Source organism: uncultured Nostoc sp. (assembly GCF_964245445.1).
Classification (GTDB): domain Bacteria; phylum Cyanobacteriota; class Cyanobacteriia; order Cyanobacteriales; family Nostocaceae; genus Nostoc.
The window spans coordinates 1-17,287 of the sequence record NZ_CAXTNE010000012.1; the positions used below are offsets into that span (position 1 = coordinate 1).

General features: G+C 43.5%; 15 protein-coding genes. 5 read left to right on the top strand and 10 right to left on the bottom strand.

All coding sequences use genetic code 11. From position 1 onward, the window contains the following. Positions 1 to 173: 173 nt before the first annotated feature. Entirely contained in the window at positions 174 to 377 is a 204-nt protein-coding gene (locus ACFE90_RS03550; RefSeq protein WP_375497787.1) for a hypothetical protein, read from the bottom strand. Between the two features lie 459 nt (positions 378 to 836). Between ACFE90_RS03550 and ACFE90_RS03555 the strand changes: the two genes are divergently transcribed. From ACFE90_RS03555 to ACFE90_RS03570, 4 genes are all read left to right on the top strand, one after another. Next, positions 837 to 1,166, top strand: a complete 330-nt coding sequence (locus ACFE90_RS03555) for an STAS domain-containing protein (protein WP_375497789.1) — start codon at positions 837 to 839, stop codon at positions 1,164 to 1,166. Between the two features lie 148 nt (positions 1,167 to 1,314). Continuing rightward, entirely contained in the window at positions 1,315 to 4,002 is a 2,688-nt protein-coding gene (locus ACFE90_RS03560) for a TIGR03960 family B12-binding radical SAM protein (protein ID WP_375497791.1), read from the top strand. 851 nt (positions 4,003 to 4,853) lie between these two features. After that, positions 4,854 to 7,001: a ribonuclease E/G gene (locus tag ACFE90_RS03565; protein ID WP_375497793.1), complete on the top strand. Its 2,148-nt coding sequence runs from the start codon at positions 4,854 to 4,856 to the stop codon at positions 6,999 to 7,001. A gap of 8 nt (positions 7,002 to 7,009) precedes the next feature. After that, positions 7,010 to 7,666, top strand: a complete 657-nt coding sequence (locus ACFE90_RS03570) for a ribonuclease HII (protein ID WP_375497795.1) — start codon at positions 7,010 to 7,012, stop codon at positions 7,664 to 7,666. Positions 7,667 to 7,674: 8 nt separating this feature from the next. Here ACFE90_RS03570 and ACFE90_RS03575 read toward each other — a convergent pair whose 3' ends face one another. Further along, positions 7,675 to 8,262 carry a DUF1997 domain-containing protein gene (locus tag ACFE90_RS03575; RefSeq protein WP_375497797.1) on the bottom strand — a complete coding sequence of 196 codons (588 nt, stop codon included), beginning with the start codon at positions 8,260 to 8,262 and terminating at the stop codon, positions 7,675 to 7,677. A gap of 469 nt (positions 8,263 to 8,731) precedes the next feature. On the opposite strand from ACFE90_RS03575, the gene pheA reads away from it, so the two are divergent. After that, entirely contained in the window at positions 8,732 to 9,607 is an 876-nt protein-coding gene (pheA, locus tag ACFE90_RS03580) for a prephenate dehydratase (RefSeq protein WP_375497799.1), read from the top strand. Positions 9,608 to 9,738: 131 nt separating this feature from the next. Here the strand turns inward: pheA and ACFE90_RS03585 are convergent, their stop codons facing one another. The 8 genes from ACFE90_RS03585 to ACFE90_RS03620 all read right to left on the bottom strand — a co-directional run bounded on the left by ACFE90_RS03585 (position 9,739) and on the right by ACFE90_RS03620 (position 17,050). Continuing rightward, positions 9,739 to 10,386: an LON peptidase substrate-binding domain-containing protein gene (locus tag ACFE90_RS03585; protein ID WP_375497801.1), complete on the bottom strand. Its 648-nt coding sequence runs from the start codon at positions 10,384 to 10,386 to the stop codon at positions 9,739 to 9,741. Between the two features lie 196 nt (positions 10,387 to 10,582). Beyond that, a complete protein-coding gene (gene rpsJ / locus ACFE90_RS03590) occupies positions 10,583 to 10,900 on the bottom strand; it encodes a 30S ribosomal protein S10 (protein WP_017320518.1) in 318 nt (105 codons plus the stop codon). Between the two features lie 175 nt (positions 10,901 to 11,075). After that, positions 11,076 to 12,305 carry an elongation factor Tu gene (gene tuf, locus ACFE90_RS03595; RefSeq protein WP_375497803.1) on the bottom strand — a complete coding sequence of 410 codons (1,230 nt, stop codon included), beginning with the start codon at positions 12,303 to 12,305 and terminating at the stop codon, positions 11,076 to 11,078. Between the two features lie 23 nt (positions 12,306 to 12,328). After that, positions 12,329 to 14,407, bottom strand: coding sequence for an elongation factor G (fusA, locus tag ACFE90_RS03600; protein WP_375497805.1), 2,079 nt, complete (start codon positions 14,405 to 14,407; stop codon positions 12,329 to 12,331). Between the two features lie 138 nt (positions 14,408 to 14,545). Further along, positions 14,546 to 15,016 carry a 30S ribosomal protein S7 gene (gene rpsG / locus ACFE90_RS03605; RefSeq protein WP_069070112.1) on the bottom strand — a complete coding sequence of 157 codons (471 nt, stop codon included), beginning with the start codon at positions 15,014 to 15,016 and terminating at the stop codon, positions 14,546 to 14,548. A gap of 525 nt (positions 15,017 to 15,541) precedes the next feature. Further along, positions 15,542 to 15,925 (bottom strand): 30S ribosomal protein S12, encoded by a 384-nt coding sequence (rpsL, locus tag ACFE90_RS03610; RefSeq protein ID WP_012410236.1) that lies wholly within the window; start codon positions 15,923 to 15,925, stop codon positions 15,542 to 15,544. 147 nt (positions 15,926 to 16,072) lie between these two features. Continuing rightward, positions 16,073 to 16,402, bottom strand: a complete 330-nt coding sequence (locus tag ACFE90_RS03615) for a HesB/IscA family protein (RefSeq protein ID WP_375497807.1) — start codon at positions 16,400 to 16,402, stop codon at positions 16,073 to 16,075. A 228-nt stretch (positions 16,403 to 16,630) separates the two neighbouring features. Next, positions 16,631 to 17,050: a cupin domain-containing protein gene (locus ACFE90_RS03620; RefSeq protein ID WP_375497862.1), complete on the bottom strand. Its 420-nt coding sequence runs from the start codon at positions 17,048 to 17,050 to the stop codon at positions 16,631 to 16,633. Positions 17,051 to 17,287: the final 237 nt, after the last annotated feature.

Here is a 17,287-nt window from a genome sequence, read left to right on the forward strand (position 1 = left end):
ACTCCCCATTCCCCATTCCCTTGTAGAGAAGATGTTTCTGAAACTTTGATGTTAATAAAAATACTTTTCAAATATCCTCTTACTAAAACTTGTTTTCCCTACTTGAAATTTTGATTGCTTCAGCCATAATCAAATTCAATTGATATAAGCAATAAACCTCTATACCTAAGCAATTAGGAATATCCCAAGTTAGGAACCAACTGAATTCTACCAGCATCCATCTCTGCCATTAATAATTCCAGAGCTTCGTAATCAACGTCAGAAATGTAACCCAGTTCCGTCAATTCTAAGTTGATTTCATTTTCTATCTCAGGAGTTAATTTTTTAATGTCAAGAGCTTTTTCTACTAATTTACGAATAGCGTATTTAGTTCTCATAAATAATAACCTAAGTTTATATGATACCAATTATTCCCGATTTATCTAAGCATAAATAGTGATCTAAAAGTCATATAAATCACATTTTAATTAGTTAAAGAGATAATTCACTATGAGGATGTCGGATGCCATCAGCAACGCTAAAGTGAGAAATTTAACTTACCATTAAGACTTGGCTAAATTAGCTTTAGCTATAGACTATGCAAGTTTTCTCAGCATACTTACTGATGATTTGTCGTTTCTACGGCTGTCTATAGTTGATTGTTTTTGAACTAGCATAAAAAAAAAGTATATAAAATAACATTTTAACTTGGAATTATGACAATCTTTAAACAGAGATACTAAAGCAATAAAGATTCAGCAAAGAGAAGTAAGACATATGGGCGATGCAACAAAATAGAGTTTATGTTCAAATAATTCTTAGCTTGACGCTTTAATAATTCTCAATAGGATGTAACTATGCAGGCAGTGCTTAACTATCCGAAGATTGCAGTGATTCGCCCCCAAGGCTTTTTGAATGCTACAAACGCCTTGGAATTTGAACGAGATATGACCACAGCGTTAGCACAAAATGATATTTCCATCTTGGTAGTAGACCTCGCAGCAGTAGAATCGTTAGACAGCGCGGGGTTGATGGCATTGTTATCTATACACAAGCTGGCTCTTAGTTTAGAAAGGGGTTTCCGACTCTGCGCTGTTGCTCCGTCAATTAGAATTATTTTTGAATTAACGCAACTCGATAGGGTATTTGAAATATTGGATGGTGAAGTTGAGTTGGGTGCAACATAACTTTATATAAAAGCACCAAGTTTTGGGTATGAACTGGACTTTATGTAAAGGAGTTATAAGTTGCAACGGTAAACTCGGTTAGAAGACCTAATTAAATGCTAAGGTTGGGTTTGAGTAGCTGTAATTAAGGTAGCTAGAAGATAGCACAGTGGCTGTTGCAGTTGAAAAATTAATAACATCGGATATTTTAAAACCAGGGCGTTACCTGGGTAATGAGCGTTTAGCAGTACACAAACCTTGGGATACGGCAGCAATACGCTGGGTATTAACTTATCCAGAAGTATATGAAGTCGGTGCATCCAATTTAGGGCACATCATTCTCTATAACATCTTGAATGCCCAACCGCGTCAATTGTGCGATCGCGCCTACCTCCCAGGAAAAGACCTGGCAGCCAAACTACGCGAAACTAATACGCCATTGTTTGCTGTAGAGTCAAAGCGATCGCTCACAGAATTCGACATTTTAGGTTTTAGCCTCAGTTACGAACTGGGTGCAACTAATATCCTAGAAATGTTGGATTTGGCTGGAATTCCCAAGACGTGGCGAGAACGGCAAAAAGCTGGCGTTGCAGGGGGAGAATTTCCGAATCTCCAGTCCCAGTTTCCATTGATTTTTGCTGGTGGGCAAACAGCAACATCCAATCCCGAACCTTATGCCGACTTCTTCGACTTTATCGCCCTTGGAGATGGAGAAGAACTGCTGCCAGAAATTGGCTTGGTGTTGGAAGAAGGTAAACAAGCAGGATTGAGTCGAGAACATCTGTTACTGGACTTAGCACAGATACCAGGTGTATATGTCCCTCAGTTTTACGACATGGCAGAGGATGGCTCTGTTCATCCTCGTCGCCTAGACGTACCAAAACGAATTCTGCGACGGGTTGCAACTCCCATACCCGCGTATTCCATTGGGTTAGTTCCATACGTGGAAACGGTGCATGACCGCTTGACCATTGAGATTAGGCGTGGTTGCACTCGTGGCTGTCGCTTCTGTCAACCAGGAATGCTAACTCGACCAGCACGGGATGTAGAACCCGATCAGGTTGTAGAAGCAATTGAACAGGGGATGCGGGCAACTGGTTACAATGAGTTTTCCCTATTATCTCTGAGTTGTTCTGATTATTTGTCTCTGCCAGCAGTGGGGATGGAAATCAAAAATCGCTTAAAAAATGAAAATATTTCTCTGACTCTACCAAGCCAACGGGTAGACAGATTTGATGAAAATATTGCCAATATCCTTGGGGGTATGCGGCAAGGTGGACTGACTTTTGCTCCAGAAGCTGGAACTCAGCGGATGCGAGACATCGTAAATAAGGGTTTGACGAATGAAGAATTATTGCGGGGGGTGAAAACCGCTTGGGAGCAAGGCTGGGATAAAATCAAGTTGTATTTTATGATTGGCTTGCCGGGTGAGACAGATGCTGACGTTTTAGGCATTGCCGAAACAGTAAGCTGGCTACAGCGAGAATGTCGAGGCAAGGGCAGAAAACCTCTTAACTTTAACCTGACGATTTCTAACTTTACGCCTAAGCCCCATACACCATTCCAATGGCACTCAGTTTCTACCACTGAATTTAAACGCAAACAAAACTTGTTACGGCAAGAATTCCGCCGAATAAAGGGAGTGAAGGTAAATTTTACCGATGTTCGCATTTCGGCAATGGAAGATTTTGTGGGACGAGGCGATCGCAATTTGGGCAAAGTCGTCCAGCGTGCCTGGGAATTGGGTGCGGGTATGGATTCCTGGTATGAAAATTTAGATCAGGCTTTTAGCGCTTGGGGGTCTGCGATCGCTCAAGCCGATCTAGACTGGAAATACCGCCAAGTAGAAAATGGCGAATGGAATTTGTTTCACGCACAAGATCAGAAAAGATCGAAAGATGCAGAAAATAGCCAACTCCCCACTCCCAACTCTCCACTCCCAACTCCCCACTCCCTCGATACTCCCCTGCCTTGGGATCATATTGATACCGGGATTGACAAAAAGTGGCTCAAAGAAGACTTGCAACGCGCCTTAGAAGCTGCAATTGTACCCGATTGCTCTTTTGAAGGTTGTTCCCACTGTGGCGTATGTGGAACCGATTTTGGCCATAACGTTGTGATTGAATCACCAGCTATTCCGAAGTTCGCTGGCGAGTTTGTCCCCAACACAACTAAGGTACAAAGACTGCGAGTTTGGTTTGGGAAACAGGGTAATATGGCTTTGGTAAGCCACCTAGATTTAATCCGTTTGTTTGACCGAGTTGTGCGGCGAGCAGGCTTACCAATCGCTTTCACTGGTGGATTTCATCCAATGCCGCGAATTTCTGTAGCAACTGCTTTGGCTCTAGGAGCTACTAGTAGTGGTGAAATTGCAGATTTTGAGTTAACTGTACCAGTGGCAGTCGATACTTTTCGAGAACAGTTGGTTCGAGAAATGCCCACAGACATACCTATATATGATGTGGAACAGATAGATTTAAAAACTCCGGCAGCGACTCAACTGCTAGAAACCGCAGAATATTTGATTACCGTAGCAGCACTCGAAGAAGTAACACCTATACAATGGCAAGAATGGATTGATACCATCAAAGCAAAAGACGAACTGTGGTACGAGCATACAACAAAGTCAGGCAAGAGCCAGTTAATAAATCTGCGCGATCGCTTGTTTGAACTGGAATTAGTAGAAAACTACAAAAGTATTGCAGAATGTATATCTGTTATCCGTTATGTAGGTAGCTATCGCCAAGATGGTTTTCTATTGCGTCCTGAACAAATCCTGTTTATGCTAGGGATGGTGGCTAGTGGAGAATTCCAACTCCTGCACATCCACCGCAATCGGCTAATTTTAGGGGTATAATCCCTTTAGGGCAGCTTGCTAGTAGTTGTCCTAACATGGCTATATCGTTGGAATTGATTTTTAGCAAGGTTGCGTTAGAATGGGGTGAAGAGAAATTTTCTGGCGCTGCATTGAATTAGCTGGTTCACTACCCTGGTGTTCAGGGGGCGAAAGCAAAGATATTAGAGTGTAAATTCTAGGATTTTATCCCAGACAAACTGAGGCAGATTAAAGAACAGACACTCTCTATATAGCTACCTTGTGAATCAGTAACTAACAGCAGGCTCGCTTAATTCTCTAAATCCATGCTTTTTAAACAGCTGCTGAATGTTTAATCCCCAGTAGTGCCAAAGAGCTAGTGAGCTACTTTTCTAGAGTTGTTCGCCTTTGGCGTTCCCGTAGGTTAAACAACTGCCGTCGGTTAGGTCGAATTTGCAGACGTTCACGAGACGCGCAAAGCGCGGCTTAAAGTAGGGTAGCAGCTGGCGTTGCTGAGTATAACCCTAAGGATAAATCCGGGGAATGGAAAATAGAAATAGTTTCTTTTTCTTAACGACATCAGTAGGTTACTCTCAAATAAAGCTTCCTGAGTTAAAAACTCACTCAGGATTCAGAACTTTTAATTCAGAACTCTCTTTATTGAGGGTATTGCATCAAAAATCAACCACGGATGGTTGATTTAATTGCTTAAACATGCAGCCGTTCTGGAATAATCCGCCGTAAAAATGCTCTTAAGAGCGCCAATAGCTATTTAATTTAGAAGCTCAGGTTTGCGATTTTTATTATCAGTAGCGCCTTTTGAGGGTTGCAGGGGCAACAAAGGTATAACAAACCTCCAGACCTATTGGTGCTGCCAATTTTGAGGAAATTGAATGCCAAAACAAATTATCATCGCGGAGCAGCACCAAATTGCTGCTGTCTTTTCTGAAGATCAAATACAGGAACTAGTTGTTGCTACGGGTCATCACCAAATAGGTGATATCTACTTAGGAGTAGTAGAAAACGTATTGCCTGGGATAGATGCGGCTTTTGTCAATATTGGCGACCCAGAGCGCAACGGTTTTATTCACGTCACCGACTTAGGACCACTGAAGCTAAAGCGTACCGCAGCAGCAATTACAGAACTACTAGCACCACAGCAGAAAGTTTTGGTGCAAGTAATGAAAGAGCCAACGGGGACAAAAGGCCCGCGGCTAACGGGTAATATTACTTTACCCGGACGCTACGTAGTATTGATGCCTTATGGTAGAGGTGTAAATTTATCCCGACGGATTAAAAGTGAAAGTGAGCGTAATCGCTTGCGGGCATTAGCAATTTTGGTCAAACCGGCGGGAATGGGTTTGCTTGTGCGTACAGAAGCAGAAGGCAAACCCGAAGAAGCGATTATGGAAGATTTGGAATTGCTGCAAAAGCAATGGGAAGCCATTCAGCAGGAAGCACACTCCACCCGTGCCCCAGCACTACTCAATCGGGACGATGACTTCATTCAGCGCGTATTGCGGGATATGTACGGCGCGGATGTAAATCGAATTGTCGTAGATTCCAGTACTGGTTTGAAGCGCGTGAAGCAGTACTTGCAGAACTGGAGCGGAGGTCAAACACCACAAGGATTGTTAATTGACCATCACCGCGATCGCTCTCCAATTTTAGAGTATTTCCGCATCAGTGCCGCCATTCGAGAAGCTCTCAAACCGAGAGTAGACCTACCTTCTGGAGGCTACATCATCATTGAGCCGACAGAGGCATTAACCGTAATTGATGTTAACTCAGGTTCCTTCACGCGATCGGCAACAGCTAGAGAAACAGTTTTGTGGACAAACTGCGAAGCTGCAACAGAAATTGCTCGCCAGTTGCGTCTACGGAATATCGCTGGGGTGATCGTTGTTGATTTTATTGATATGGAATCACGACGCGATCAACTGCAAGTTCTCGAACACTTTAATAAAGCACTCAAAGCAGATAAAGCTCGTCCGCAAATTGCCCAACTCACCGAACTGGGTTTAGTAGAACTAACCCGCAAACGCCAAGGTCAAAACATTTACGAATTGTTTGGTGAAATTTGCCCCACCTGTGGTGGTTTAGGACATACTGTGCGTCTGCCTGGAGAAATCGAAAACCGATTACCAATACCAGCAGAAACACCAGAGCGTGAACGTGAGCGTTTTGTACCCCTGCCTCACCGAGAACCACGTCAGCCTGCTGCCCGCATCCCAGAACCACGAGAAACCTATGATGGATTTTCAGAAGCATTTGAGGGCGACTTAGAATCGGGTAACTTAAATCTGATTAATCATCCTAGTTATCAAGACCTTAATGATAATAAGCGTCGTACTCGCACTCGCCGCAGTCGAATTCCCATCAATGGGTTAAACGGGAAAGATGAAGTTCGGGTTGTAGCCAATCCATTGGCTTTTGTCAACGAGCCAGACTTAGACCTTGATGTTGAACCAGAACTAGGAGTTGCACAAGAGATTCCCTCACCCACTCTTGGTAAACCAGGTTGGAGTGAAAGAGTAGAGCGCACTGTAGTAGATCGCACTATAGATCGGACTGTAGAACGCGCTAAAATTATCAAGGCAGAGCCAGTCAAACCAGTGGTAGAACCACCGGAGATTAGAACTGTAGAAATGAGCCTCCAGGAACAGGATATCTTTGCTTTGATGGGAATATCTCCCTTGGTGAAGTTAGAGCAAGAGGTTAAAAATCCCAAGTCTGTGATTATTAACGTGATTCAACCTGGTCAACAACCAACGACTCCAACTGAATCAACCTCAGAATCAACTATTTTCCAAAAAGCAACACCTGAAATAATCCCAAGCAAGATACTAATACCAAAAGTTATTGAGCCAGAACCAAAACCTTTGATAGAAGAGACAACTGAACCATCTGAGTTGACTGCTAGCCCAACGGGTAGCTTGTCTGCGAAAGCTTCCGCCAACGAAGATGAAAGTGATGCGAACAGCGCTGCCATTGCTAGCCGTCGCCGCCGCCGTCGTTCCTCAGCGCTCGAGGATAATTAATTTGCTTTATGGTGGAAACGTCGCCAACGCCCTTGGAACAATCCAATTGGCTGGAGTTTTCTACCTTGTCAGAGATTCCAGGGTTGGTTGCAGGTGTGGATGAAGTCGGGCGAGGCGCTCTATTTGGTCCTGTGGTAGCGGCAGCAGTGATCCTACCAGGTCATGCTTTGCCAATACTAATGGCAGCTAAAATCAAAGATAGTAAAAAGTTATCTAGTTCTCGTAGAACTCAGCTAGCACAGCAGATTTGTGATCTGGCTATAGATTGGAAAATAGGGTTTGCTTCTACTGCCGAAATTGACAAGATAAATATTTTGCAAGCGACGCTGTTAGCAATGAAAAGGGCTGTACTGAGGTTAAAGGTACAGCCTGCACTCTGCCTGGTTGATGGTAATCAGTCAATCAAAGACTTACTATTGCCGCAACAAACAATAATTAAGGGGGACGAGCGATCGCTCGCTATTGCCTCTGCTAGTATTGTTGCCAAGGTTTGGCGTGACGAACTGGTACTGCGTCTAGCATTAAAATACCCTATGTACAGCCTGGAGCGTAACAAGGGTTATGGTAGCCAGCAGCATTTGCTGGCTCTGCAACAATATGGGCCCTCGCCCCTACATCGTCAGTCTTTTCGTCCTTGCCAAATCAAAATACTGAACACTGAGTGATTAAATAATTACTCAGCATTCAAGATTGGCAATTCAGTACTGTTACCGCTAAGTCCTCTATCTTTGGTTTGTGATATCACCCAGTAGCGATAATCCGCCAGAAGTTGATTTAATAACCGTTGTTTGACCGACAACAGCACGCTTTTGAGCAAGGCATTGCCAGTAGCTTCTAAAATTGGCTTAGGAGTGAAGGAAAATGGCGGTGGCAAATCCACCAGCACTTCTAAATCAGCCCTTCCTTGGAGGCGAGCGCCAGTGCTTAACTCTTTGGGAGACAAATGCCCTTTTAAATTGAGAGCAAAGCGTTGGTTAATATACTCGAAGCCCAGGATTTCACAGCCTAGCGATCGCAAATAAATTATTCCATTTGATTCTGCCCAAACTCTCATGTCTACAGTAGGTTGAATACTCAATGACATAAAAGTTAACGGACGCATTTTCAAACGAAATACTTCCTCAGAAAGCTGCTCAATTCTACTATTGTCAGCCAAAGCCTTAACTAGACGTTGAGGCTGGCGCAAGTAGTGCTGAATGGGAATAGGCTGCTCTGGAACAGCGATTTCAACCGATTGGGAGGCAGTAAACCGGGTAGCCATGAGCGGATAAAAATATCTGTTTCTTAATTTTAATATTTTTTAATAAATTAAAGCTGATTATTAAAAAAGTACAAAATTCATTGACGATAAAAATGATTGTTGCTTATCAGCTATACATCACTAGCAAAAAGTTGGTACGCTCATTACTATCTTTAGTTCAAGAAATATAGATTCTAATTTAATCCTTGACAAAAAAACAACAATATGCATTTTTATATGGTCAGAAACAAATATAATTGCTTTTAAATCTTCAGAGGAATTTAGTAAAAAAAACTACCAGAAAGTCTATTTAGTATAAGTACTGATTTTCATAATTTGTTTTATTGGATACATATTTCAGTCTATTTATTTAGTGCGTAAATTTAAGAGATAACAGTGTTTTGTAAGAGTAGATGTTGGATATATTTGCCAAAACCAAAATATCATAATCTCTGTTTACGGATTAAACTCACAACTCAAGGCTAAAGGTATGACTTTATTGATCGCACATTTAGGGCCTCCCGGCACTTACACAGAACAAGCAGCTGTTCTTTATATCAACTGGTTGACTAAAAGTACGGGAGTTGAAGCTATGTTAAGTCCTTATCCCACCATCTCCCAGTCACTGCATGCCGTTGCTGATGGTCAAGCCCACCTGGCTGTTGTGCCAGCAGAAAATTCTATTGAAGGGAGTGTTACAACAACACTAGATACACTTTGGCAGTTAGACAATTTGCGAATTCAGTTGGCTTTGGTATTACCCATTGTCCATACATTAATTTCTTGCGCGTCTAGCTTAGATAAAATTAAAACTGTTTACTCTCACCCGCAAGCTTTGGCACAATGTCAGGGATGGTTAGAGCGGTTTGTGCCGACTGTACAAATTATTCCTAGTAATTCCACAACCGAAGCACTACAGCGATTGGAGCAAGAGACAACAACGGCAGCGATCGCATCTAGTAGAGCGGCTCAACTCTACAACTTGCCGATACTTGCTAGTGGCATCAATGACAATCCAGAAAACTTTACTCGTTTTTGGGTAGTAAGTCAGAGTGAAGCGGACGCTGGATATCAGGCATCAACAACACGCGCTAGTCACACATCGCTGGCTTTTAGTATGCCTGCCAACACACCTGGAGCATTACTCAAACCTTTGCAAATATTTGCTCAACTAGGAATTAACCTCAGCCGGATTGAATCTCGTCCGACGAAACGATCGCTAGGCGAATACTTGTTTTTCATGGATTTAGAAGCGGATGTCAAGGAAGCACAAATGCAATCTGCTTTAGCAGAATTAATTATGCACACAGAAATTTTAAAAATTCTTGGCGCTTACAATATTTTGCCGATCAGCGCTTTTACTTGAGAAGTTAGGAGTTATCAGTTATCAGCTAGAGACTATAAATTATAAGTTGCCAATATTTTATTTTTTGTTATTTCTTCCTAAGTCCTAACTGCTGTACAGACGCGATTAATCGCGTCTCTAATCATCACACATCACTTCTCATTAAATGTGTCTTTAAGAACAGCGCGAGCTGCCAAGTGATTCCGAGTAGAGGTTAAAATTTCTGCTTCCCGCTCTAAACGAGTTGCAGTATCTTGCATTTCTAGCAATAACTGCTGCTCTGCGGCGACACCATAAAGATTACTTGCTACCCAATAAGATAACTCTGTTGGTAGGTCAGGCAAATCTTCTGGCAGTTCGATATTTTGTTCGGTTAATTTGGCTGATAGACGCACAACATCCCGCAGTAGTTGTTCTACTTCAGAAGACAAAGGTCGCAAATCTTTAGTCGGTGGTTGGTCTTCAATCCACTCAACTAAGCCAACGCGGTATGGCTTTTCACGAACATACTCTAATACCCGAAATCTTTGCTGCCCTAAAGTCAACATCTTAATCCGATCATCTGGCAGCCGTTGGTGATGAACGATTTCCGCACAGCAACCAGTATTTGCAATTGTACCTTTAACAGGATCGACCATCAAAACACCGAACCTGCGATCGCTCTCTAAAATCGTGTTTATCATGATTCGGTAGCGAAATTCAAAGATGTGCAGAGGCAATGGTCTAGTAGGAAATAGAACTACTTCGGGTAACGGGAACAGAGGTAGTTCACGAACTGCAATTTTAGAAGATGATGTCATTGTTACTTTGGTATAAACTTAATCTTAAAAATAATTTTTCTCTGTTTTCCCGTACTTTATCTACATTCTATCATTTGTTTCCTAGCTAAATAAAAGCCCTAAAGAAATATATCTCAGGGCTATATGATAATTTATACTAACGTCCTTCGTCCTTTGTCCTTTGTCCTTTGCTAATGAGCAATGAACAATGACTAAATTAAAGTTTGACTTCGATATCTACACCCGATGGTAGATCCAATTTCATCAGGGCATCAATAGTCTTAGAAGAGGGTTGGTAAATATCAATAATCCGGCGATGAGTACGGGTTTCAAAGTGTTCTCGTGAATCTTTATCTACGTGAGGCGATCGCAGCACACAATAGATCCGGCGTTTTGTTGGTAAAGGAATTGGACCTACGGCTGTAGCATTAGTGCGGTTAGCTGTGTCTACAATCTTCTCGCAAGATGTGTCTAATAAGCGTCGGTCAAAAGCTTGTAAGCGAATTCTAATTTTCTGCTGCTGTAGAGTTGCCATCTTTAATTTTCCAGGTTCTGCGTAATTAGGGTACTCGGGACTAGGGACTGGGGACTGGGAACTTAATACCCAATCCCTAATCCCTAATCACCAGTACCTAGAATAGAGGGAAGAGAAAGGAGCAGAGAGGCACAATAAATACCATCTCTGCTCCTTTGTTATAAGCGAAAAGGTGCTACTTGATAATTTTGGAGACCACACCAGCACCGATGGTGCGACCACCTTCGCGGATAGCGAAGCGCATTCCTTGTTCAATAGCGATCGCGTTGATCAATTCTACTGTCATCTTAATGCGATCGCCTGGCATTACCATTTCTACTTCTTTGCCTTCATCAGAGGTGTAGGCTTTGATGGTACCAGTTACATCAGTTGTCCGCACGTAGAACTGGGGACGGTAGCCAGCGAAAAATGGAGTCTTACGACCACCTTCTTTTTCTGTTAGGACATACACTTCACCTTCAAATTCATTGTGAGGTTTAATCGAACCAGGTTTGGCGATGACCATACCCCGTTCAATATCAGCCTTCTGGATACCCCGGAGTAGTACGCCAGCGTTATCCCCAGCCATACCTTGGTCGAGACTCTTTTTGAACATCTCAATACCAGTTACGGTAGTGGCGCGAGTATCTCTGATACCCACTAGTTCAACGTTATCACCAACTTTGACTACACCCCGTTCAATCCGACCGGTGGCGACAGTACCACGACCTGTAATTGAGAACACATCTTCTACAGCCATCAGGAAGGGTTTATCAACATCCCGCTCAGGAGTGGGGATGTAAGAATCTACAGCATCCATCAATTCGTAGATTTTGTCTACCCACGGATTTTCACCGCGTTGGGTCTTAGGATTCTTGGTCATTGCTTCCAGAGCTTGCAGACCAGAGCCTTTGATAATAGGGATATCATCGCCAGGGAAATCGTAGCTTGAAAGCAGTTCTCTCAGTTCTAGTTCTACTAGTTCCAAGAGTTCTGGGTCATCCATCAAATCTTCTTTGTTCAAGAAGACAACCAGACTGGGAACGCCTACCTGTTTTGCCAACAGGATGTGTTCGCGGGTTTGGGGCATAGGACCATCGGTAGCAGCAACTACGAGGATACCTCCGTCCATCTGAGCAGCACCGGTGATCATGTTCTTCACATAGTCAGCGTGTCCTGGACAGTCTACGTGAGCATAGTGCCGACTTGCAGTTTCATACTCTACGTGAGCGGTATTGATGGTAATACCCCGTGCCTTTTCTTCTGGGGCATTATCAATTTGGTCGTAGCCCTTAGCTACAGCCTGACCCGTAGCTGCCAAGGTCATGGTGATGGCTGCTGTCAAGGTAGTTTTACCGTGGTCAACGTGGCCAACTGTACCGATATTAATATGGGGTTTATTCCTTTCAAACTTTGCGCGTGCCATGAATGCTCATTTCCTTATTTTAACTAAGCGTTCCCTTTGCTTTTTGCAATGATAGTTTCAGCTACGCTGCGAGGCACCTCTTCGTAGTGGCTGAACTCCATCGTGAAGGTACCCCGACCTTGCGTTTTTGACCGAATATCAGTGGCGTAGCCAAACATGCTCGCCAGTGGAACTTTGGATGTTACCTTAGCGAGTCCCTTTTCGGTGCTTTGGCTTTCAATCTGCCCTCGGCGGGTGTTGAGGTCGCCAATGACGTTGCCCATATAGTCTTCAGGAACTTCAACTTCAACTTTCATCATAGGCTCTAAGATGACAGGTGAAGCTTTCAGCACGGCCTCTTTCATCGCCATTGAACCAGCGATTTTGAAAGCCATTTCTGAAGAGTCTACATCGTGGTATGACCCATCAATTAGCGTCGCTTTAACGTCAATCAACGGATATCCAGCTAGAACACCGGATTCGCAGCTTTCTTTCATTCCTTGTTCTGCGGGGCCAACGTACTCTTTAGGTACTGTACCGCCAGCAATTTTGGAAACGAATTCAAAGCCAGTACCGGGTTCTCCAGGCTCCAAATTGATCACAACGTGACCGTATTGACCTTTACCACCACTTTGGCGGATGAATTTGCCCTCAACTTTGTTCACAGCTTTCCGAATTGTTTCTCGGTAAGCTACTTGTGGCGCACCTACATTCGCTTCCACCTTGAATTCTCGTAACATCCGGTCTACTAGAATTTCTAGGTGTAGCTCTCCCATTCCCGCGATCACGGTCTGGTTTGTTTCCGGATCGACACGGACACGGAAGGTGGGGTCTTCTTCTGAGAGAGATTGCAGAGCCTTGGACAGCTTGTCCATGTCGTTCTTGGTTTTGGGTTCAACCGCCACCGAGATCACAGGCTCAGGAATGAATAGGGATTCCAGAATTACTGGCGATCCATCATCACAGAGGGTGTCACCTGTCAAGGTGTCTTTCAATCCCAGAGCTGCTCCTAAATCACCCGCTCGCAGTTCATCGACATCTTGCCGATCGTCTGCCTTCATTAGAACTAAGCGGGAAATCCGTTCTTTTTTATTCTTACTAGCGTTGAGAACGTAGCTGCCCTTTTTCAGGACACCAGAATAAACGCGAACAAATGTCAAGCGACCGTAAGGGTCAGCCATAATCTTGAATGCCAGAGCCGCTAGGGGTTCGTTGTCATCAGCTTGCCGCTCAACAGTATCGCCATTGGGCAGTAAGCCTTGAATTGGCGGTACTTCACTTGGCGCTGGCAGGTAATCTACAACGGCATCCAGCATTAACTGCACGCCTTTATTTTTGAATGCTGAACCGCAAAGTACTGGTACAATCGTCCCCGCAATTGTGCCTTTACGCAGGGCAGTCCGAATTTCTTGCTCTGTAAGTTCTTCGCCCTCGAAGTACTTAGTCATCAGAGCATCATCGGTTTCTGCTGCGGCTTCTATTAGCTTGGTGCGGAATTCGTCTACCTGCGCTTGCAATTCTTCCGGGATATCGGTTTCTTGAATATCAGTACCTTGGTCATTGGCGTAAATATACGCACGTTGCCTTACTAGGTCAACGATACCTCGGAAGTCATTTTCACTACCAATTGGTAGTTGAATGGCGATCGCATTCGCCCGCAGGCGATCGCGAATTTGCTCGTGAACTTTATAAAAGTTCGCTCCGGTGCGATCCATCTTGTTGATAAAGGCTATCCGAGGAACTTTGTAGCGTTCTGCTTGCCGCCACACTGTCTCAGACTGCGGTTGCACGCCGCCCACAGAACAAAATACTGCGATTACACCATCCAACACGCGCATGGAACGCTCAACTTCAATTGTGAAGTCTACGTGACCCGGAGTATCGATAATGTTAATTTGATGATCTTTCCAACTGGTACTGATAGCAGCAGCAGTAATGGTAATTCCCCGCTCCCGCTCCTGCTCCATCCAGTCTGTGACGGCAGTTCCTTCATGAACTTCGCCAATTTTATGAATTATCCCAGAGTAAAATAATATTCTCTCTGTTGTTGTTGTTTTGCCCGCATCTATATGCGCCGCAATACCAATGTTGCGTACTTTCTCTAGCGGGATCGTGCGTGCCACAGCTACCTCCTATAGTTTTTGCCTCATGATATCTTGTATATTACTCTTTGTTAAGATTCTATACTTTTAGGGAAAACCGTCTTCTTTTTGTAAATCTACGATATAACGCTTCTGGAGGGCGATATATCGCTTTTCTACTTAGTAACGATAGTGTGCGAATGCTTTGTTAGCTTCCGCCATCCGGTGCGTTTCTTCACGTTTCCGAATAGCATTGCCAGTTTCGTTGGCAGCATCCATTAATTCATTTGCCAGTTTGCTTGCCATTGTCCGACCTGGTCTGGAGCGGGAATATTGCACTAACCAACGCAGTGCTAGGGTAGTGCCCCGTTCTGTACGCACTTCCATTGGTACTTGGTAGGTTGCTCCACCAACTCGCCGAGCTTTTACTTCTACTAAAGGCGTGGCATTTCGCACTGCTCTTTCAAAGGTTTCCAACGCACCAGCACCAGTGCGTTCCTCAATAGTTTTTAATGCATCATAAACAATCCGTGCGGCAAGTGATTTTTTGCCATGACGCATGATCCGTCTGATAATCATGCTCACAAGGCGACTGTTATATACAGAGTCAGACGGAACTGGGCGCCTTTGAATAACACCACGACGAGACATACTTCACCTTTAATTCGGAATTGGCAACGAAATTATATGCTATCAGACACCGGAAACTAAAAGCTGTGGAATTCAACCCTCAGACTTTCTTAATTTTGCTTTCGATTGTTGCAGCAAGGCTGACTTATTGACTGCCAATTTTGGATTAGAGTTTTTGGTAGATGTTCCGACCACAAGGATTGGAAAAAATCAAAAGTCTGTAAGCCTCATCCCCTTGTGGGTTCGACCAATCCAAAACCGCAAATCTAAAATCTAAAATTCATTGACTTGCTAACTGCAACTAAATACTCAAAGCGACAACATTCTAAACCTTAATGTCCAGATTATAGTTCTGCTGTGGGTTACAGCGTTATCCTCTGAACTTCTACACTTGCTCGCTTAGTGTAGGTATAGCTTGCTTGTTTTTTTAAACAGACTTGAGCAGCTTTCATACTGCTGTTAGAACACAGACCATGATTGTTTTTTGTCCTTGAGCGCTTCTTAAGTAGACGATTAATCGTGTTGGGTGCGATTAATCGCCTAATCCTATTTTTTCGCTTCTTTCGGACGCTTAGTTCCATACTTGGAACGCCCTTGTTTACGGTCTTTGACTCCGGCTGTATCTAAGGTGCCACGGATAATGTGGTATCTCACGCCTGGTAGATCCTTAACCCGACCGCCACGAATCATCACAACTGAGTGTTCTTGTAAGTTGTGACCAATACCTGGAATATAAGCTGTGACTTCAAATCCAGAGGTCAGTCTGACTCTTGCTACTTTACGTAGAGCTGAGTTAGGCTTTTTTGGTGTAGTCGTGTATACTCTGGTACAAACTCCCCGACGTTGGGGGCATTGTTTCAAAGCCGGGGACTTGGTTTTCTGACGCGCTTGTTCGCGCTCGTTACGTATTAGCTGCTGTATTGTTGGCATGAGTTACAGCGCGTAAAGCTGCTTATATGTCTAAGTTTTAACAAATCCTAATTATATCGTTTTTTACGGGTTTATGTCAATTGTAGTTTTTCCTTAATTACTTGGTCATTTTTCCTTTGTTATTGGCAAACGATCGCTAATTAAGGATTATTGACTAGTTGTGGAGAATGAATTACCACAGCCACAGGTTGCGATCGCCTGGGGATTGTGGAAGCGAAAACCACCACCCATTAAGTCTTCTGAATAATCCACCCTCAAACCGTTGAGGTAATTTAAGCTGGCAGCATCTATGACTACTTGAATCTCATCCAAGTCGAAAACCTGGTCGCCAACTTTTATTGCTTCATCGAAGGACATATCATAAAATAAACCGGAACAACCACCTGGTTTTACTGCCAATCGAAATAACACATTTGGCTGCTGCTTGGACTTTATGCGCCCAATTTCACTCGCAGCTGCTTGACTCAGATGAATCATGAAACTCGTTTTTTGCAATTGAAGACGCCATCTTCATTTTACAGACAGATGGGTTAATCCTAGCTTCTTGAAAATTCCAAATCATCGAAGCTATGAGCGCGATCGCTATTACTACATTTATAGCACAACATACCTTAGTCCCCACCTTAACTAGGTAGGGACTTCTGGGGTGCAGTGGTTCCCAAAGATGGTTTGCACAAAAATGTATTCAGTTTTTAGATTAGAGCTTTAATCCTTAGTACGGGCATAGTCATCTTGGTAGCGAATAATATCATCTTCTCCCAAGTATTCGCCATTTTGCACTTCAATCAACACCAATGGGATCACGCCAGGATTCTCTAAACGATGAGATGTACATTGGGGTACGTATGTTGACTCATTATTGCTCAGTAGGACTTCTTTCTCGCCACAAGTTACCCTAGCTGTACCAGAGACAACAATCCAATGTTCACTGCGGTGGTGGTGCATTTGTAGACTGAGGCGGTGTCCGGGCTTAACTTCAATGCGCTTGATTTTGTATCCGCGCCCTTCTTCCAAAACTGTAAAAGCACCCCAAGGACGTAACTCAGTTGCAGCAACGCCTTTGGATGTGATAATTGAAGGTAGGTGTAGAGTTTCAGTCTGTGTAGTTTCTTGATATCGAGCCATAGTTACCTCATTTGAAGACATAACAAACCGTTGATACTCTTACTATTGATAAAAAATCTGGCGCTATCTTGCAACGTTGGAAATCAGTAATTTTGTTGCACCTTGATAAAGATAGCAAAATCAAACGTGACGGTGTAAATCATCACTACTAAAACTCTTGCATCTACACCAAGTCTTCATCAAGCAAAATGATAGCTTGTTCTAATCTTTAAAAAGTGATTGGGGACTGGGATTGGG